The sequence below is a fragment of the Streptomyces sp. NBC_01320 genome (assembly GCF_035974375.1).
GTDB classification, from domain to species: domain Bacteria; phylum Actinomycetota; class Actinomycetes; order Streptomycetales; family Streptomycetaceae; genus Streptomyces; species Streptomyces yanii.
Window position 1 is genome coordinate 1104687 of sequence record NZ_CP108390.1, and the last position, 18450, is coordinate 1123136.

At 67.3% G+C, this 18450-nt stretch carries 13 protein-coding genes and 3 pseudogenes; 5 read left to right on the plus strand and 11 right to left on the minus strand.

Translation table 11 applies throughout. The features are described 5' to 3' along the window. Positions 1-42 precede the first annotated feature (42 nt). Complete coding sequence (locus OG395_RS05545; protein WP_327241874.1) at positions 43-810, plus strand: SDR family oxidoreductase; 768 nt, start codon at positions 43-45, stop codon at positions 808-810. A 138-nt stretch (positions 811-948) separates the two neighbouring features. Here the strand turns inward: OG395_RS05545 and OG395_RS05550 are convergent, their stop codons facing one another. From OG395_RS05550 to OG395_RS05570, 5 genes are read right to left on the minus strand one after another with little or no spacing between them, the layout of a single operon-like run. After that, the gene (locus tag OG395_RS05550) at positions 949-1737 is read right to left on the minus strand and encodes an ABC transporter ATP-binding protein (protein WP_327241875.1); all 789 of its coding nucleotides are present in this window, start codon (positions 1735-1737) and stop codon (positions 949-951) included. A gap of 2 nt (positions 1738-1739) precedes the next feature. Beyond that, complete coding sequence (locus tag OG395_RS05555) at positions 1740-2996, minus strand: ABC transporter substrate-binding protein (protein WP_327249255.1); 1257 nt, start codon at positions 2994-2996, stop codon at positions 1740-1742. Next, the gene (locus tag OG395_RS05560; RefSeq protein ID WP_327241876.1) at positions 2996-4138 is read right to left on the minus strand and encodes a branched-chain amino acid ABC transporter permease; all 1143 of its coding nucleotides are present in this window, start codon (positions 4136-4138) and stop codon (positions 2996-2998) included. Before OG395_RS05560 ends, OG395_RS05555 begins: the two co-directional genes overlap by 1 nt. Positions 4139-4148: 10 nt before the next feature. Further along, positions 4149-5051, minus strand: a complete 903-nt coding sequence (locus OG395_RS05565) for a branched-chain amino acid ABC transporter permease (RefSeq protein ID WP_327241877.1) — start codon at positions 5049-5051, stop codon at positions 4149-4151. Then, positions 5048-5857 carry an ABC transporter ATP-binding protein gene (locus tag OG395_RS05570; RefSeq protein ID WP_327241878.1) on the minus strand — a complete coding sequence of 270 codons (810 nt, stop codon included), beginning with the start codon at positions 5855-5857 and terminating at the stop codon, positions 5048-5050. Before OG395_RS05570 ends, OG395_RS05565 begins: the two co-directional genes overlap by 4 nt. A 917-nt stretch (positions 5858-6774) precedes the next feature. Between OG395_RS05570 and OG395_RS05575 the strand changes: the two genes are divergently transcribed. From OG395_RS05575 to OG395_RS05585, 3 genes are all read left to right on the plus strand, one after another. Further along, positions 6775-8130, plus strand: a complete 1356-nt coding sequence (locus OG395_RS05575) for an MFS transporter (protein ID WP_327241879.1) — start codon at positions 6775-6777, stop codon at positions 8128-8130. 89 nt (positions 8131-8219) lie between these two features. Next, entirely contained in the window at positions 8220-9059 is an 840-nt protein-coding gene (locus OG395_RS05580; protein ID WP_327241880.1) for an enoyl-CoA hydratase/isomerase family protein, read from the plus strand. Then, positions 9056-10171: an NAD(P)H-binding protein gene (locus OG395_RS05585; RefSeq protein WP_327241881.1), complete on the plus strand. Its 1116-nt coding sequence runs from the start codon at positions 9056-9058 to the stop codon at positions 10169-10171. Before OG395_RS05580 ends, OG395_RS05585 begins: the two co-directional genes overlap by 4 nt. 55 nt (positions 10172-10226) lie before the next feature. Here the strand turns inward: OG395_RS05585 and OG395_RS05590 are convergent. From OG395_RS05590 to OG395_RS05600, 3 genes and pseudogenes are all read right to left on the minus strand, one after another. Further along, positions 10227-11002, minus strand: a pseudogene (locus OG395_RS05590) (transposase); the annotation flags it as partial. A 666-nt stretch (positions 11003-11668) separates the two neighbouring features. Beyond that, positions 11669-14089: an FAD-dependent oxidoreductase gene (locus tag OG395_RS05595; RefSeq protein WP_327241882.1), complete on the minus strand. Its 2421-nt coding sequence runs from the start codon at positions 14087-14089 to the stop codon at positions 11669-11671. Positions 14090-14198: 109 nt separating this feature from the next. After that, positions 14199-16049 (minus strand): AMP-dependent synthetase/ligase, encoded by a 1851-nt coding sequence (locus OG395_RS05600; RefSeq protein ID WP_327241883.1) that lies wholly within the window; start codon positions 16047-16049, stop codon positions 14199-14201. Positions 16050-16448: 399 nt separating this feature from the next. On the opposite strand from OG395_RS05600, the pseudogene OG395_RS05605 reads away from it, so the two are divergent. Continuing rightward, positions 16449-16797 (plus strand): annotated as a pseudogene (locus tag OG395_RS05605) (helix-turn-helix domain-containing protein); the annotation flags it as partial. On the opposite strand, the gene OG395_RS58095 reads toward OG395_RS05605, so the two are convergent. The 3 genes and pseudogenes from OG395_RS58095 to OG395_RS05620 all read right to left on the minus strand — a co-directional run. Further along, a complete protein-coding gene (locus OG395_RS58095; protein WP_442818732.1) occupies positions 16729-16944 on the minus strand; it encodes a transposase in 216 nt (71 codons plus the stop codon). The pseudogene OG395_RS05605 and the gene OG395_RS58095 overlap by 69 nt on opposite strands. A 156-nt stretch (positions 16945-17100) precedes the next feature. Then, complete coding sequence (locus tag OG395_RS05615) at positions 17101-17625, minus strand: group II intron maturase-specific domain-containing protein (protein ID WP_327241884.1); 525 nt, start codon at positions 17623-17625, stop codon at positions 17101-17103. A 70-nt stretch (positions 17626-17695) separates the two neighbouring features. Next, positions 17696-18193 (minus strand): annotated as a pseudogene (locus tag OG395_RS05620) (group II intron reverse transcriptase/maturase); the annotation flags it as partial. Positions 18194-18450: the final 257 nt, after the last annotated feature.

Below are 18450 nucleotides of genomic sequence, written 5' to 3' on the forward strand. Positions count from 1 at the left end.
CGTCGGTCGTGGTCCCGAGGCTTTCCAGGAAGGGTGTGCAGGGTGAGGCTTGAAGGGAAGGTGGCCATCGTCACCGGCGGCGCCTCCGGCATCGGGGCCGGCATCTGCCGCCGGTTGAGCGCCGAGGGTGCCTCCGTCGCAGTCCTCGACCGGGATCTCGCAGGCGCGCGGGCGTACGCGGAAGGCCTCGCGCGTGCCATAGCGGTAGGCGTCGACATCTCCTCCGTTCAGGAGGTCGACCGCGCTTTCCAGCAGGTCACGTTGGATCTGGGCCCGGTGGATTGCGTCGTCAACTCCGCTGCGATCGACGATCCCGCCGCAAAGCGGCTGATCGGTGAGCAGCTGTCCCAAGGGAAGCCGATCGACATCACTCGCCACCTCACGGACGAGCAGTGGCGCCGGTTGTCGTCAGTCAACCTCGAGGGCACCTTCAACGTCGTCCGTGCCGCGTTGAGGGAGATGTTGCCCCGGGAGTCGGGCTCCATCGTCACCATCGCCTCGTCGGCGGGGGTGGTGGGCCAGCCCGGCCTCGCCCACTACTCCGCTGCCAAGGCTGGCGTGCTTGGGCTCACCCGTGCCGTCGCCAAGGAGGTCGCCGGCCGCGGCGTCCGGGTGAATGCGATTGCCCCGGGGGCGATAGACACCCCGATGCTGAGCCGCGCACCGGCATCCATGGTGAACGCCATCCCGATGGGCCGACTGGGTAGGCCGGATGAGATCGCTGGGGCAGCGCTGTTCCTCGTGAGCGACGACTCGTCCTACATCACGGGGGAGACGTTGAACGTCAACGGCGGAATGGTCACCGTCTAGCCTCCGGGACGACGATCTCCAGGGGACTTCCACCCCCAAGCGATCGTCCATGCCGGGGACACACGAGATGGAGCGCGCGCGGACCGGGTCCGCGCGCGCTCCGTTCGTCTCTTCAGCTCCATCACGTGGCGTGGTCACTCAGCTCAGATCAGGCTTCGGCCACGTCGAGCTGACCGCCGAAAAGTAGGCCGCTTGGATTCGGTCGTCCTCCGCGAGGGCAGCCGCTTCGCTCTCGAGTACCACCCGCCCGGCCTCGAGCGCGATGGCGTACTCGGCCACGGCGAGGCTCATGGCGACGTTCTGCTCGATCAGCACGATGGTCGTGCCCTCGTTGGCGATCTTCTCGATGATGTCCGCGACGCGGTCGACGAGCTTGGGAGCCAGGCCGAGCGACGGCTCGTCCATGAGCAGGAGACGCGGCCGGGCCATGAGCGCCCGGCCGATCGCCATCATCTGCTGCTGACCACCCGACAGGTACCCGGCCTTGTCCTTACGACGATCGGCTATCTCGGGGAACCGATCAAAGACGGCGGCGAGCTCCTTGGCGACACCTGGCCGGTCGGGACGAGCCCAGGCTCCGGTGCGGAGGTTCTCCTCGACGGTCAGTTCCGAGAAGATGCGGCGCCCCTCCATCGTTTGCGCGAGACCAAGCCGGACCCGCTGTGCCGGGGTGGACTGTGTGATGTCCACCCCGTCAAGGCTGATGGACCCGGAGACCATCCGACCGCCGTGCTGGCCGAGCAGCCCGGTGATCGCCCGCATCACCGTGGTCTTGCCGGCGCCGTTCGAGCCCAGGAGGGCAAGGGTGGTCCCCGCGGGCACGTGGGCTGACAGTCCCTGCACGGCCGGGCTGCGCGGGCCGTAGGCGACCGTCAGGTCCTCGATGCGCAGCTCCGCCGGCCCCGACGATATGGCACTCGCCCCCACCGTCAGTCTCCTTCTGGATACGGGAAGCTCAGGACCTCGGGGATAACCTTCTGGTCGCACGCAACCTCCTTGGTCCCGCCTGGACCCGACTTCGACGGCACCAGGACGCAGTACTGCTCGTGCTGACCGCGGTCGGCCGGGGCTCCCCACGACCGCGGGTAGTAGGTGGCCAGGTCCAAGGAGGTCAGCGACTCACTTGCCTTCAGGATGCCCGCGCGGGAGAAGTCGCCGTCCTCGGCAGCCTTCGTGAGCACGGCCTCGACCGCCGCCAGCTGGTTGTAGCCCCAGAGGAAGCCCACCGACGGCGTGGCATCTGGGGCGTACTTCTTCTGGTCGTCGGTGAGCTGCTTCATCCCCGGGCTGTCCGCTCCCCATGGGAGTCCCTCGGTGATGATCACCATGTGCTTGGTGGTGTAGTCGTACAGCGGACCGTTGTTGAGGAACGGTCCCCAGGATCCGGCGTTGGCGATCCAGGTCGGCTCGAAGTCCTGCTCATTGGCCGCCGTCAGCAGGTCGGGGGCCTCCGGGATCTGCGCAGTGCTCATCATCACCATGTCGCAGCCGGCCTTCTTGAGCTGCTGGACCTGCGTCGTCGGCTTCACACCGGGCTGCACGGCCAGCGACGGGCCGGTCGAGATGCCCAGGGTCTCCTCGGCGTAGTCGACGACTGCGGTCGCCGTCTCGAACCGCGGCCCCTCGGTGGCGACTGAACAGAGTTTCTGGTCCTTGCCGTCGCGCTTGATGAGGTACTCGGCCCCATTGAGGAACTGGCTCTGCGCCGGCATCGCGATCGAGATGGCATGGCTCTGGTGGAAGAACTTGCCGTCCGCCGACGCGCTGAATATCAGGATGTCGTCCTTGTTCGCCTGTGGCATCACCGCGTCGGTGGTCGAGGTTCCCGTCACCAGGGCGTAGGTGGTGACGTCGCGTTTCGTTGCCTCGTACGCCTGGGCGGTCTTGGACGGGTCGTAGGCGGTGTCGCGGGTGACCAGCTTGACGGGGTACTTGCCGGCGATCCCGCCGCGCGCGTTCAGGGCGTCGACGTAGGTCTTCGCGCCGGCGCCGATGGGGGCGAAGGACGAAGCGGCCGGACCAGAGGTCACGTGCAGGACGCCGAGGCTGATTGTTTTGCCGTCGAACCCGGGCACCGTGGCCGCTGTGCCATCCGAGCCTCCGGAGTCACCTCGACCGCACGCGGCGGCGAGGAGGGTGGTGCTCATGGCGAGCGCCACGAGCATGGTCTTCTTGGTGGAGAGCATCACGTGCTGGTTCCTTCATCGCGGACGGACTGGTGGCCAGCCGTCTTCTTCATTGAGTCAATTGCCCGCGCGGCGCTGCCCATCAAGCCCTTCGGCTCGACGAGGAGCACCGTCAGGATCAGTGCGCCGAAGACCAAGAGGTTGAAGGAGCCGGCGGTGAAGAACCCGCTGTCCTCCGCAGTGCTCTTGATCAACCAGTCGAGCGCGGGGCTGTCCGAGAAGGTGGAGACGACGAACTCGAGCCCGGGAACGATGAGCGCTCCGACGACCGCGCCCGCGAGCCGGGTCACCCCCCCGACGATCACCACCGCCATAAGCAACGTGACCATCGTGAAGCTGAAGTCCTCCGGCGCGACGTACTCCCGGAGGCCGGCGAGCAGCGCCCCGCTGAGTCCGCCGAAGGCGCTGGCGAGCGCGAAGACCCCGATCTTCTCCCGTCGCACGTCGACCCCGATGGCCTCGGCGGCCCGCTCGTTGTCACGCAGCGCCACCCAGGTGCGGCCCGGCGCTCGGCGGATGAGGAACGTGCTGAGGACACAGGAGGCGGCGGCCGCGGCCCAGGTGGCCCAGAAGAGGCCCTGTTCGGCCGAGAAGGACCCGAGGCGCTCGAAGTTGATCGGGCCGAAGGCGATCTCGACCGATGAGGTCGCAGTACCCGCGGAGCCACCCGTCAGCGGGCTCAGCTGTCGCGCGAGGTAGTCACCGATGATGACGACCCCGAACGAGACGATCGCCAGCTCGAGTCCTCCGAGCCGAACGGCCAGCCAGCCGGTCGCTGCCCCGACCACGGCCGTCAACGCGATGGCTCCGAGGGCGATCACGACGAAGTTCGTCTCGAAGCGGTCGGCGAGCGCGACGGCGAGGTAGGCCCCGAGGCCCATGAAGAACGGCTGGGCGATCCAGACATTCCCCGCGCGTCCGACCAGCAGGACCACACCCATGCCGGCGAGTGCGATGACCGCACTGTAGGAGAGGAGGAAGAGGAAGTAGTCCTGGACGATGAAGGGGGTCACGAGGTAGACGACGGCGAGAGCGAGGAGCAGCGCCCGCTTGCCGAATCGCTGGGTCGGTCGTGCGCGCCGCCCCGACCGGGGCCGCCCCTGCGAGGGCGTCGTCTTCGTGTCCACAAGCTCTTGAATCATGCCTGCCCTCTCAGAAACGCCGCACGGACTGGGTGCCGAAGATGCCCTGGGGCCGCACGACCAGCATCACGATGAGGATCAGGTAGGGAAGGACCCCGGGGAATCCTGCGCCAAGCGGCTCCAGCACCGACGGCTGGAGCAGGATCGCGAACTGCTGGGCCACTCCCATGAAGAGCCCGCCCACGAGTGCGCCCAACGGTGAGTCGATGCCGCCGAGGACCATCGCCGGCAGCGCGGCGAACGCCGCGACGCTCAAGGTGCTGTTGACCCCGGACGCGCCAGTGGCGAGGAGGATGCCGGCGACGGCCCCGAGCGCACCTCCAAGACTCCACGCGAAGACGGTGACCGACCGGGTGCTGATCCCCTGGGCCACCGCTGCCTCCTCATCACTGACCGTGGCACGCATCGCCAGGCCGATCGGGCTGAACCGGATGAGGGCGAAGACGCCGATGAGGAGCACGGCGCCGGTCGCGATCGTCCACACGTCCGAAAGCGCCAGGACGGCCCCGGCGACCTTCACGATCTGCAGGCCCCAGGGATCCCCGAGGTCACGAGCCTCGTCGCCCCACACGCCCGCGGCCAGCGCCTGGACGAGGAAGAGGAGGCCGACCGTCGCCATCACGGCGGGGAAGTGCGCGTCCTTGCTGAATCGGCGAAGGAGCGTCATCCCGGTCAGCGTCGACAGCGCCGCTCCGATGACGAGGGAGCTGAGGACGGCCAAGAGGAACGGCAGCCCCCAGACCACGCCGACCTGGTACGTCGTGTACGCACCGATGAGGACGAATGCGCCCTGGGCGAAGTTGAGGATCCCGGTCGCCGAGTACACCGCGACGACGCCGACTGCCAGCAACGCGTAGCTGGCGCCCAGCGCCAGGCCCGATACGAGCGCCTGGATGATCTCTGCCTGGGTCATGCCTTGCTCCTTCGGCCCAAATAGGCGTCGATGACTCGCTGGTCCTGCTGGATCTCCGATGGCGTGCCCGTGGCGACCTCGCGGCCGAAGTTGAGCACGAGCACCCGGTCCGCGAGGGTCAGCACCAGGGGCATGTCGTGCTCGATGAGCAGGATCGCGAGATCGGGGCGCTCGCTGCGAATGACCTTCAGGTGCTCGGCGAACTCGAGCGACTCCTCCGGGTTGAGCCCGGCAACGGGCTCGTCCAGCAGGAGCACCGACGGCTCCATCGCCACGGCTCGGGCGAGCTCCAGGACCTTGCCCACACCATGAGGCAGGGTCTCGACGAGCTGGTCAGCCACCCCGGTCAGCGCGAACCTTTCCATGAGGTCCGCGACGACCTCGCGGTTCTCGGCCTCCTCGCGCCGGGCGCGCAGCGGCCGCAACGTCGTCGAGATGGGTCCCGGGTGCATCGCGTGCCGGCGCCCCATGAGGAGGTTGTCCCGCACCGTCAGGGACTCGAACAACGCCAGGTGCTGGAACGTGCGCGCGACCCCGGCCTTGACGATGGCCGACGGACGCCGGCCGGTGATGTTCGTCCCGCCGATGAGGACCGAACCCGCCTTGGGCCGGGAGACGCCCGTGATGCAGTTGAAGAGCGTCGTCTTGCCGGCGCCGTTCGGGCCGACCGTCGCGAGGAGCTCGCCGCGTCGCAGCGTGAAACCGATGTCGCTGAGCACCTGGTTCGCGCCGTACCTCTGACCCACGCCGCGCACCTCGAGCGCGGTGTCCTGCTGATCCGCGCCCGTGGCGGCGATCTCGGTCACCGCATCTCCTGGCGCATCGGGAGCAACATGTGTCTCCTCGTTGGGCTGGTGGGGACACCGGGCCACTGGGTGTCACCATCGACGTCCGCGTCAGCCAGAACCCACCGTTCTGAAACGCCTGGTCTCACAATATGTACGACGGTGCGCGACGGCGCAAGCATTTTGAGATCGAGCGCCTGTAAATCCCTCCTGGGCGAGGCTGCCGAACGCCCGGGCCGGAACCCGCCGACGATCAGCCCGTTGTGGACACGAGGGCGTAGCCCCGGGAGAGGCATCGCCTCCCACCGCCGTGAGCGGCGTCCCAGCTCACCATCGCGCCCTCAGGTGTGTGCACCTCGCCGCCGCATCGCGGACGCGCTCAGGTGCGCGCGGGCACGCCGATCGGACGGCAGAACCTCGCGGTCGGCCTGCCCGCCTCGACGCGGATCATCTCGAGGCCCTCGAAGGATCCGGCCGACCCTCGGCGGACTTCTTCCACACCCGCAGCTCGACCGCGGCCTCACCCAACGCCTGCGTCAAGTCGGCCATCTGCGCTTCGAGTTGCTGCACACGGCTGCTCGGGCCGGACTTCCCGGCCGCCAGCCCGGCCCGGCCGGACTCCAGGGACTGACGCTTCCGTTTCCCGAACCGACTACTCGGACACCTCCGCCCGACACGCAGCCTCGGCGACGGTCACCTCACCGGTCAGGATCGACAGCACGATCCGCACCTTCTCCTCCGGCGGCAAGACCGGCGGACTCACCATGATCGATCAGACTCCTTCACACGGCAGGGCCCGCAAGAAACGAGCCCGGCCGCAAAGTCTGACGCGCGAAAGGTATCAACCCGGGTGACTGCTGTTATGGTGTGGCGCCGTCGCTAGTATTGCGACCAGCGAGCTCAAAATTCGCCCCATCACTGGCGCAGGGAGTTCACCCATGACCCAGAACATGGCCGACGGAACGAGGGACGAGGAGTCCCCGGCCGAGACGCAATCAAGACCGGCTGAGCCGGTCGTAGCCGCAAGGAAGCGCCGCGTCCTCGTCTCGAGTTTCCTCGGCGGCCTGATCGAGTGGTACGACTTCAACCTCTACGGCATGGCGTCGGCCATCGTGTTCGCGGCGCTGTTCTTCCCGGAAGGGGATGCCGCCGCCGCCCTCATAGCGGCGTTCGCGACCTTCGCGGTGGGCTACATCGCCCGACCGTTGGGCGGCGTGATCGCCGGCCACCTAGGGGACCGGATCGGGCGCAAACGCGTGCTCGTCGTGACCCTGATAGTCATGGGGCTCGCGACGACGCTCATCGGCGTGCTGCCCACCTACGCCACCATCGGCGTCTGGGCGCCAATCCTTCTGATAGTCGTGCGGCTGATCCAGGGTGTGTCGGTCGGGGGCGAGTGGGGTGGTGCGCTGCTGATGACGGTCGAGCACGCGCCCGCTCATCGGCGTGGACTTTGGAGCGCGGCATCCCAGTTGGGCCCGGCGGGGGGCGTGGTTCTGGCAACGCTCGTGTTCCGACTTGTGTCCGGCCTGCCAGAGGAGCAGTTCCTGAGCTGGGGCTGGCGGATCCCATTCCTGCTCAGCCTCGTCCTCGTGGCGATCGCGACATGGATCCGGGCCGGGACCGACGAGACGCCGGTGTTCGAGAAGGTTAAGCCGGCCGTCCAGCGGGGACGGATCCCGCTGATGCAGGTGCTGACACGTGATCGCCGGCCGTTGGGACTGGTCGTGCTGCTGACCTTGAGCATCTCGATAACCGGCACCGTGGTGCTGGTGTTCACCCTGTCGTACGCGATTGGCGCGGGCTTCAGCAGCAGTACGGCGCTGACCGCGCTCCTCATCGCGTCCCTCGTCAACCCTGTCACGACGTTGATCGGGGCTGCGCTATCCGACCGATTCGGGCGTAGGCCGGTCTATGTCGTCGGGATGGTCCTGATGCTGGCGACCGCGTTCCTGCTGTTCCCGTTGGTGGACTCGGGTTCACCGGCCCTCCTGCTGGTCGCCTTCATCCTGGGGTACGGGTGCCTGGGCCTCGCGGTCGGCGCGCACGGTGTGCTGATCGCCGAGCTCTTCCCCTCGAACGCCCGCTACACCGGCGTCTCGCTCGGCTACCAGTTCACCTCGTCTGTCGCCGGACTGGGCCCGCTGATCGCGAGCGCCCTGATGGCATGGGGCGGCGGCAAAACCACGTACATCACGTTGTTCCTCGTCGTCATCTATTTGATCAGTGCGGCGGTGGCGATCTTCGCGGTGCCGGAGACCTACCGGTCGGACATCACTCGCTACAGGGAATAGCCGCATGAGTCGACGCTTTGGTGGGACAGCGCGAAGCCCCGTCGACAACGGACACATCATATGAAAGCGCGTTAAGGAAAGGGCGAGCTGTGACAGACGTTCTCGTCCGCACCGTGGGAACGAGCGCGGTGCTGACCTTCAACCGGCCCGAAGAGCACAACTCGATCGGCGGCGAACTGCTGGGCGACCTCATCGACGCGGTCGAGTCCGCCGACGACGACCCGGAGATCCGCGCGATCGTAACGACGGGGGCGGGCGCCTCCTACTGCGTCGGACTCGACGCCGACACGCTGACCGGCTGGTCGGGATCGATGATCGACCTGGGTGAGATCGGCACAGACGAAGCGTCGGGGCGCACCGGCCTGCGGGTGTTTCCGATGGAGGCCCGGAGAGTGGACCACCTTGGCATCGGTCGATGGGTGACCCGCTTCCTGGAAGTGGGAACACCCACGATCGCGGCCATCAACGGGGCAGCCGCCGGTGGTGGTCTCGGCCTGGCGATGCTGCACGACCTCCGCGTTATGTCGCGCGACGCGAAGCTGGCGCCCAGCTTCGGGCTGCTCGGCCTGGGCGCGGAGTTCGGGCTGAGCTGGCTGCTACCACGGCTGATCGGGCCCTCCCGGGCCTTCCGGACGATGACTCGAGGCACCCCCATCAAGGCGGAGGAGGCGCTCGACCTCGGGCTGGTCGACGCTGTCGTCGACTCGGAGGACCTGCTCCCGGCGGCGCTGGAGTTGGCCCGGCCGTTCGCCGCAGTGCACGACCGATCGGTCCGCTCGATGAAGCGCCTGCTGCGGCAGAGCTGGGAGAGCACCCTGCTCGAACAGCTGGAGCGTGAGTGGCTGTCGCAGCGGATGCTTTTCACCGATCCCCGCACGATTGACGCGATGGAGGCGCTGCGGGCACGTCTGGCCCGCCACGAGTCATGAAGGCACTGGTCGTAGGAGGCACGGGGCCCACCGGCCCGCACGTCGTCCGTGGTCTGCTGGAGCGCGGCTATGAGGTTGCGCTGTTCCACCGGGGAGTTCACGAGCCCTCGGACCTGCCCGAGGTGCGGCATATCCACGGCGACCCACACTTCGCGGAGACGATTCAGACCGCGCTCAAGGGGGAGGAGTTCGATGTCGTAGCCAGCATGTACGGCCGCATTGCGCTCTTGGCCGAGGCATTCGAAGACCGGTGCGGGCACTTCATCGCCGTCGGCGGGGTCCCAGCGTACAAGAACGTCCTCGAACCGGAGCGATTCCGCCCGTACGGCCCAGCGCTGCCGGCACGTGAGGACGGCCCCCTGGCCGATGCCGACGGAGAGGCACCGGTCTTCGCCGCCCGCATCCTTGCAGCGGAGCGGGCCGTGCTGTCCCGGGCAGCCGAGGGACGCTTCCACGGGACCGTGGTGCGCTACCCGGCTATCCACGGGCCACGGAACCAGAATCCGCACGAGTGGATGGTGCTGCGCCGGCTGCTCGATCGGCGGCAGCACATGATCCTTCCCGACGGCGGGCTGGGGATTATGTCCCGCTGCGGGGCGCGCAACGCTGCCGAGGTTCTGCTGGGCTGCGTCGACCACCCCGAGGCAGCCAACGGGCAGGCGTTCAACGCCGCCGACGACATCCAGTATTCGTGGCGGCAGTGGGTCGACGTCGTCGCCGATGCGGCGGGCGGGACCCTGGAGATCGTATCGCTCCCGCTGGAGATCGCCGGCGCGGTGCAGGCGAGCCTCATCGCGTTCCGCGACTACGCGCCGCAGACGCTTTTCGACATGACCAAGGCACGCGTACTGCTTGGGTACACCGAGGCGACATCCGCCAAGGACCAGATCCGTGAGACGGTCGCGTGGTTGTCCGAGAACCCGCCGGACGTCGAGCGGGAGATCGCCTTCAACGATTCGTTCGACTACGACCGCGAGGACAAGCTGATCGCCGCCTACCGCCGTGCGATCCACGATGTGAAGAGCGTAGCGGGCTGGGATCCTCCCGAACTTCATCACCCGCTGCCGCATCCAAAAGCACCTGGCATCGGCCCCGACGAGCGCGGAAGGTGAACCGGTGGCACATCGGATCGCGGGCGGGGGCCTCTATGTCCTTCGTCAAGTGAGCTGGGGGGCGGGGTTGGTAGAAGGTTTTGTCGCGGAGCATGGCGAACAGGACGCTGATGCGTGGCGTGCGACGCCTAGGAGGGCTTGCGTATCGGTTTTGCCTCTGGCTCGGCAGCGGTCGTAGTAGGTGCGAGAGGCGGGATCGTGCAGAGCAGCGAACGCGGAGAGGAACATCGCACGTTTCAGTTGGCGGTTTCCGCTTCTGGGAGCGGGGGGCGTGTTCGCCGTGGATTGAGGTCCCGGACGACTTCGTGGCCCGGAGCGAGGCCCGCGTAGGAGGCGAGGTGGGCGGCGCTCGGGAACGAGCTGCCGTCGCCGACCGTGACCAGGAGAACTGCGGCGGTCCTGACGCCGACGCCGGGCGGCGACGTCAGGACCTTCGACAGAGGGTGAGTCTCGGGCAGGGCCTCGATCTGGGTCCCCAGCGCGCGTCGTTGCTCGTGAACGGCGGCGAGGGAGCGTGCCAGCGATGGGACCACGATGTCGAGGGTGCTGGTGCCGGGAACGACGACGGTCTGCTCGTCGAGGGCGTCGAAGACGTTATCGATCAGCCGTTGGGCCATGCGCGGGGCCTTGGGCCGGATGACCTCGACGAATCTGCGGCGGCCGGCTTTCCGCAGAGCGGCCGGGGATTCGTAGCGTTCGAGGAGCCAGGTCACCGCCAGGACGGTCCAGACGCCGGCCGAGGACCCGTTCGAGCGAGGGTGCCCGCTCGATGCTCGTCATCGTCTGGCACCTACTCAGCGATCCCGACACCCGTTTCCACGACCTCGGCGCCGACTACCACCTCCGTGCCCTTGACTCGACTACCCGAACCCGAAGACGTGTGCGGCTCCAAGCCCTTGGCCACGAGGTGCCCCTCACCGCCACAGCCTCATCACTGCAAGTTCGAGCGACTGGAGCGCGGGGCACGGCATCAACAGAAAGAAGGTCGAGCAGTCACGCGTGAGCGCGACATCCGCGGCATCACCCGCTGCAGGCGCCGCCATCTGACCAGGCAGGACGCCAAGACCGCCCCGGACCTGGTCCGCCGCGACTTCAGGGCGGAACTTCAGCATCGAGGATTTACCCGAGTACCGCGAGGAGATCCTCACGCGACGCAGACTCCCAACCGACGACATGACCACGGATTCTCCTGCCGCACCCACCCGCCACCTGTCACATCGTCAGGTCGCGAAGCCGATCACGACCTGCTGAATGCTTACATCTGCGAGCGAGCCGTGGGCACCCCTGCGCCGCGAGACGCTCGACCGCCTGCTGATCTACAACGAAGCCCACGCTGTCAATGAGTACCGCCACGCTGCCTGGCCGAAAGGCATCGCCACAGCTCACAGCGCCGAATCGCATTGTCGAGCGGCACAGGTGGGACGGCGTGGCCTGCCTCACGGCGGCCGTGTTCCTGCTGGGCTGGCCCGGGGTGTCGGCACCGGTTCGCTGCGATGCTCACAGGAGTTGGCCCCCGGATGACCCGGCCCCGATGAGCTGATGGATCGCGGCGGTGTCGTGGTAGAAGATGTCCAGCTTCTTGATCAACCCGTTGGCCACGGTGTAGAGCTCGACGACTCGGGTCGGGAACGCTTCGCCGGACTCGCGGGCGACTATGTCGACCTCGACCCGGGCCATGACGAACTCGCCCACCTCGTTCAACCGGACGTCCTTGACGTCCAGCCGGACCACGGCATTGACCGCGCGCAGCATGTCCAGGAGCCCGGCCGGCCCGCGGTAGGTACCGCCGTAGGGAAGGCTGGCCGGCTCCTGGGCCACGAAGTCGTCGTCCACGAGCTCCAGTGCCTGCCGCATCGTCTCCCGCTTCGCCAACCGGCCGAGGAAAGTCGAAAGGGTGGCGACGTTTTCCGACATCACGGCTGGCTCTCGCCGGCCCCCACGGCGTGGGGCGCCCGACCGGGTGTCCGTGGCCGCGCTGACCTCGAAGAAGTCGTCAGCGTTGACATGACGGGTGCGGTGCCAGTAGTCGGTATTGGTCCAGGGCAGGTTGGTCACGATCCTGCCCTTGCTGTTCCGGTAGTACGTCGTCATCCCGGGATGGCTCCACACCGATCCAGCGAGCGCGTTGTCGAGGTCCTCGTTGAACTGCTCGAACGACTCGGGACGGACCTCCACTCCGGTGACGCCGTTCTGCGCCATGCGGGTGAGGATCTCGATGAGGTAGCGGACCTGCATCTCGACAGTCATGACCAGGCTGCCGCCGTGGCCGGCGTTGGTGTTCGGTCCGAAGAGCATGAAGAAGTTCGGGAAGTCCGGAACCGTCATGCCCAGGTAGGCACGGGCGTCATCCGCGCCCCAAATGTCCCTGAGGCTGGCCCCGCTCCTGCCGGTGACCTCCATCGGGCCGAGCATGTTGATGGCGTCGAAGCCGGTGGCGAGGACGATGAGGTCCACCTCCTGCTCCTGCCCGGACGCCGAGACGACGGTCGACCCGTCGACCGATACGACTCCCTCGGTAACGAGGTGAATGTTGTCGCTCTTGATCGCGTCGAACCAGCCGTGGTCGAGGAGAGGGCGCTTGCCGTACGGAGGGTAGGCCGGGATGCACCGGTCGACCAGATCGGGGCGGTCGGCCAGCTGGCTCTGGATGTAGTTGGTGAGGAACACGCGGTGGCGCTCGTTGATGGCGTTGACGGAGCGGTCCATGTGCTTCCACTCGGGATCGATGCGCAGCATCGGGTGCATCCGGTCGCCGAAGTTCCACGCCAGACGCAGGCGGTACCAGCCGAGATACCACGGGACGTGTTCCATGAGGAACTGCTTCTGCGGGCTGACGTCCTTGTTTGTGTTGGGGTTCGGCAGGATCCACTGCGGGGACCGCTGGTAGACCGTGATCTCCTTGGCGATGCTTCGTACGGCAGGCACGAGCTGCATCGCCGACGCGCCGGTGCCGATGACCGCGACCCGCTTGTCGGCGAGGTCGACGCTGTCGTCCCACGCCCCGGTGTGGAGGACCGGTCCGGGGAAGGTGTCCAGGCCGGGTATCGACGGCGTCTTGGGGCGGTTGAACTGTCCGACGGCGCTGACGATGACGTCGTAGGCTCCCTGCTCGGTCGTGCCGCCCGACCTCGTGAGGGTGACGTTCCACTTCTGGGTGCTCTCGTCCCAGGCGGCCGACGTGAGCTCGATCCCGTACCGGACCCTTTTGTTGACTTCGTAGCGATCGGCGATGCCGACGAGGTAGTCGCGCACCTCTGTCCGCCCAGCGAAGTACTTCGGCCAGTCCGACCGCTGCGCAAAGGCGAAGGAGTAGAGGTGGACGGGGGTGTCGACGCCGCAGCCTGGGTAGACGTTCTCGTGCCACGTGCCGCCGATGCCGTCGTTCTTGTCGATGATGGTGAAGGGCAGGCCGGCTTCTCCCAGTCGGATGGCCGCGGCCAGACCGGAGAACCCGGTCCCGACGATGAGCGTGTGCGGAGCCTCGTCCCGATGATCTTTGGGGAGCGGCGTCGGCGCCCGGCTGAGGGTCCCCAGCTCCTCGGCCAGGAGGCCCGCCGCGTCCACCGGGACCTTGTCGCCGAGCACCATGCTGAGGATCTGCACGACGTCTTCGGGCGAGGGGTCCGCGACGGCAGGGAGGGTGCCGCCAAGGTGCCCGAGGATGACTTCAGACGCGGCCCTTCGCAGCTTCTCCTGGGTGGCCTCGGGGAGACCGCCGTCATCGTGGTCACCGGAGCCGCGCATGGGGCCGAGCTGGAACTCGCCCTCGAGATACTCCCGGTTGCCGGTCAGGTGAACGAGGACCGCGAGGATCGTCGGAAGGTTGGCGGCCTCAAGGGCCCAGACGAGCTGGCGCTCGAACTCGGGGTCGACCTCGGCCCGCTGGACTTTAACGGCTCCGCCGCTGGTGGGGCTCACGGGTAACTCCCTTGGTGGCAGGTCGTAAATGTCGTCTTCTCTTGGTTATCGAAACGATAAGTATCAAGAGCCTGCTGGTTTGGCCGAGAGATCTGGGGCCAATTCGGCCTCAGTGATACATCGCGTCGATCGTCGACTCGTACTTGGCCAGGACCGCGCGGCGCTTGAGTTTGTTCGACGCGGTGATCTCGTCGCCCCCCCACCCCCAGGGGCGCATGATCAGCGTCCAGGCCTTGATCTGCTCGACGGCGGAGAGGTCCCTGTTGGCGGCATCCACCTGCTCCTGCACCGCCGCGCGGAAGCCGGGGTCCTCGCCGAGCTGGTCGTCGCTGAACTCGGACAGCTCCGGGTGCTCACGTCGGTAGCTGGCCACGCCCTCCGGGTTCGCCACTAGCAGTGCTGAGACGAACTCCCGAGAGTCGCCGGTGGCGACCGCCGTGCCGATGAGCGAGCCGGCGAGGACGACGCGGCTCTCGATGCGGACCGGTGAGATGTTCTTGCCGTTCGTGTTGATGATGAGGTCCTTCTTGCGGTCCACCATCCGGAGCTGGCCGAGCTCATTGAGCACGCCGATGTCGCCGGTGTGCAGCCACCCGTCGGCGTCGATTGCCTTCTTCGTCGCCTCGGGCTTGTTGCGGTAGCCGCGCATCAGGCGCGGTCCGCGCACGAGGATCTCGCCGTCCTCGGCGATCCGGAGCTCCATCCCGGTGGCGACCGGCCCGGCGTAGCCGATGCGGTACTCGTCGGAGAGTCTGCCGGGGGTGGCCAGCGCGCAGCACTCCGTCGAGCCGTAGCCCTCACGGATGGGCAGCCCGAGGCCGAGGAAGTAGAGGAGCAGGTTGATGTCGACGTAGGCGCCGCCGACGACCGCGTACTCGACGCCGTCCAGGCCGACAACCGAGAGCAGCTCCGAACGCTCCTCGGCGAGGTCCTCCCACTCGCGCTGCTTCTCGTCGGGCAGGGGGGTGCCCTCCTGGTTCGCGGTGGTGAGCTGCTGGCCGAGCTCGCCCGCCCGATGGAGGCGCTTACGCCGGTCGGCATCGGGTTGAGTCTCGATGTGCGCCTCGATCAGGCTGCGGAAGCGCTCGAGGGAGCGCGGGACCAGGAAGATCATCGCCGGCCGGACCCGGAGGTACATGCTGTTGAGCTGCCGCAGGTCCGGGCAGAAGGTCACGCAGTGCCCCTGCGTGACCGCGAGGTAGTAGGAGATGATGCGCTCCCCGATGTGGGCCATGGGCATTCCGGACAGAAGGCGGCGCCCGGTCTCCAGCGGTGCTGCCTCGTGGTAGGTGTCCACCGTGTGCAGGACCGCGGAGTGCTGGAGCTCGACACCCTTGGGCAGGTCCGTCGTGCCCGAGGTGTAGATGACGGTGGCGACGTCGTCGGCCGACACCGCGCGCCAACTGCGCTCGAAGTCGAAGCCAGCCGGCGCCGGCAGGTCGAGCAACTCGGCGTAGGTGTGCACCTCCACGCCGTCGAGGGCCTCGACCTCGTCGCGGTCGAGGACGATGACGTGGTCCAGTGCCAGGCCGTGACTCGTCACCGCCTCGCGCAGCCCGGCCTCGAGCGAGGGCTCCGTGATGACGATGCGGGAGCCCGAGTCGCCGATGTTGTAGGCGAGGTCGATCGGGGGGAGGGTCGAGTAGACCGAGGTCGAGGCCGTGCCGAGGTGCAGGGCTGCCAGGTCCATCAGCTGGTGCTCCGGCCGGTTGGTCAGGAGCAGGGCGATGGTGTCACCACGCTTCATACCGAGGTTCGTGAGCGAGCCGGCCAGGCGCTCGACCTGGTCCGCTGCCTCCCGCCAGGTGAGGCGGACGGAGTCGTCCGCCGTGCGCAGCGCCACTGCTTTCGGGTAGGAGTTGACCGTCCGCTGGAATGCCTCGGGGAGAGTGGCCATATCGGTGGTGCGGCGGAAAGGCTGGTGCTCCGGGTATCCCAGGACCTGCAAGGACTCGTTCACGGCGTTCCTCTCGTTCATCGGTGGGTCTCGCCACGGGGCACTGCCTATGAAATAATAGACGCGCAATCTCAATAAAGGCAATGCGCAATGATGGAGGTATCCGCGAATGAGTCGGTCAGTGGCTGTCTGGAGTTGACGTACCCGAGCGACAGGGTCGTCCAGATCACCTTGCTCTCGACCGGAGGTGCTCAACCGGGTCGACCGCGAACTGCACGTTGCGCTTTCCGAGGTCCTGCGCGAGATAACGAGGACCCGTTCCGTGCGGGCCGTCGCGCTGGTCCCGACAGACAAGGTGTTCCCGGTCGGAGGGGACTTCGACCTTGTCAATCCCCTGGAAGCGTGGAGTCCTCCCTTATGCGGCCTTCTGACTGACCCGTGCGCGCTGCTGACTGATGAACCGTGGGTGTTGGTCCGCAGCAGCGCAGGGTTCGTGAATACCGGGGCAGATGCCGTCGCCGGGCCGGCCGACGATCGCGTGGCGTGAGGATCGCGTCCGGTTTTGGGCTGCGATCGCCCGGGGGGTTCGGTCAGAGAAAGCGGCGGCCGAAGTCGGGGTGTCGCTCACGGTCGGGACACGGTGGTTCCGCCACGCTGGGGGCGTGGGACCGATCCTTTCGCCGACGGTGTCGGGACGCTATCTGTCGTTCTCAGAGCGCGAGGACATCGCCGCGTGACGTGCTCAGGACATTGGGTCCGTGAGATCGCGCGTCGGCTTTGCCGGTCGCCCTCGACGAAGCTGGGCGAGCTCTTCCTTCTCCTCGGTGGTGAGCAGGTCGTCCCGCTCGCTAGCGTCGGCCTCGGCCTGACGGATCCAGTTACGCAGGGCCTCGTGATGCACCCCGAGTTCCTCGGCCATGCGGCGGATGACCGGCTTCGGCTCGGCGGCGCGGTACATCCGGACCCGCGTGCTCACGCAACTCGTGAAGTCGGCCCGGAGCGCGGCTCCGGCCTTTCGACCGGCCTGTTTCTCCGGACCGCTTCCCGCACCCGCCGTGCGCCTCTCAACGCAACGGGCGCTCCACAAGTCCCGCCCTGGGTTCCGCCCGATGTCTCATCCCGTGACCGGCCAGGGCGAGGGAATCACTGAACCCCGGTAGCGGTAGCGCGTAGTGCGCACCTTAGCCGGGTTGAACAGTTCTCTCTCCTCGCTGACCGGCCACCAGCCGCCGCCGCAGAAGCGGCGTCGCAGCTGCTTCCAGTTCAGTCCCGGGTGTTTCCGCCGCAGCCAGAAGATGACCCGGCCCCAGGTGTAGGAGCTCAGGTACTGAAAGGCCGTGCTGGACACCCCGGGCCGGAAGTAGGCGCACCAGCCCCGCAGCATCCGGTTGAGACAGATGAGCAGGGCATCGAACGGCAGGTCCGTGCCTGTCCTGCGACACTGCGTCTTGACCTTGCCTGTGACGGCCTTGAGGGCCTTGCGGGCCGGATAGGTGTAGACGTAGTGCTTGTTGGTGCCTCGTTTGCGGTGACGCTGGATGCGCCATCCGAGAAAGTCGAGGCCATCGTCGATATGGGTGATCAGGGTCTTCTCCTGCGACAGGCGCAGGCCCATCGTGGGCCAGGACGCGTCTGTCACCGATGCGCCTGCGCACCCGGTCCATCAGGGCCGGAGGCGAGATCTCATCGAAACAGGCTTTGATGTCGCCCTCCACGACCCACTCATAGGAGTGGGAGGTGAGATGACGCACCTCGGCCACCGCATCATGAGCCCGGTGGTTCGGGCGGAACCCGTAGGAACACGGGAGGAACTCCGCCTCGAAAATCGGCTCCAGCACCAGCTTCAGGGACGCCTGCACCACCCGGTCCCGGACGGTCGCGATCCCCAGACGGCGCTTCTTGCCGCCCGCCTTGGGGATCATCCGTTCCCGGACCGGAAGCGGGCAGAAACTGCGGTCCTTGATCGAGTTCCGCAGCCCGTCGAGGAAGTTCTCGACGCCCCGCACGCTCTCCACGTAGTAGGCGGTCTCACCGTCCACTCCGGCAGTGCGGGCTCCCTTGTTGCCCCGCACCCGAACCCACGCAACCAGCAAGAACGCGGGATCGGTAACGAGGTTGAACAGATCATCGAACCTGCGATGAGAATCCTCGCGGGCCCAACGGTGCAGCTTCGTCTGGATCTCCAGTACCCGGCGCTCCGCCCTCATCAGGACGTACTCCAGCTCGTCAGTATTCACCGGCGAAAACCTCCTGGCCTTCCAGTCCTTCCACTGCTGACTTGCTGTCCTCCTTCGCCACGTACGCGCCTCTCGCGCGCTCCGACTACTACGAGGACTCCGCCACGACCCGGTGTCGTCAGCCGACGACGAACCTGCCCTCCGTCCGACTGGCTGCCGGACGGGAAGGGCGACACCCGGCCGCTTCCCACGTTCACCACCACCCGATCGTCGAGTGAGCCGCCCAG

Coding starts and splice junctions, on each gene's coding strand:
- OG395_RS05585 (WP_327241881.1), top strand. CDS start 9,056: ATGAAGGCACTGGTCGTAGGAGGCACGGGGCCCACCGGCCCGCACGTC.
- OG395_RS05575 (WP_327241879.1), top strand. CDS start 6,775: ATGACCCAGAACATGGCCGACGGAACGAGGGACGAGGAGTCCCCGGCC.
- OG395_RS05555 (WP_327249255.1), bottom strand. CDS start 2,996: ATGCTCTCCACCAAGAAGACCATGCTCGTGGCGCTCGCCATGAGCACC.
- OG395_RS58095 (WP_442818732.1), bottom strand. CDS start 16,944: ATGTACCGCGCCGCCGAGCCGAAGCCGGTCATCCGCCGCATGGCCGAG.
- OG395_RS05560 (WP_327241876.1), bottom strand. CDS start 4,138: ATGATTCAAGAGCTTGTGGACACGAAGACGACGCCCTCGCAGGGGCGG.
- OG395_RS05565 (WP_327241877.1), bottom strand. CDS start 5,051: ATGACCCAGGCAGAGATCATCCAGGCGCTCGTATCGGGCCTGGCGCTG.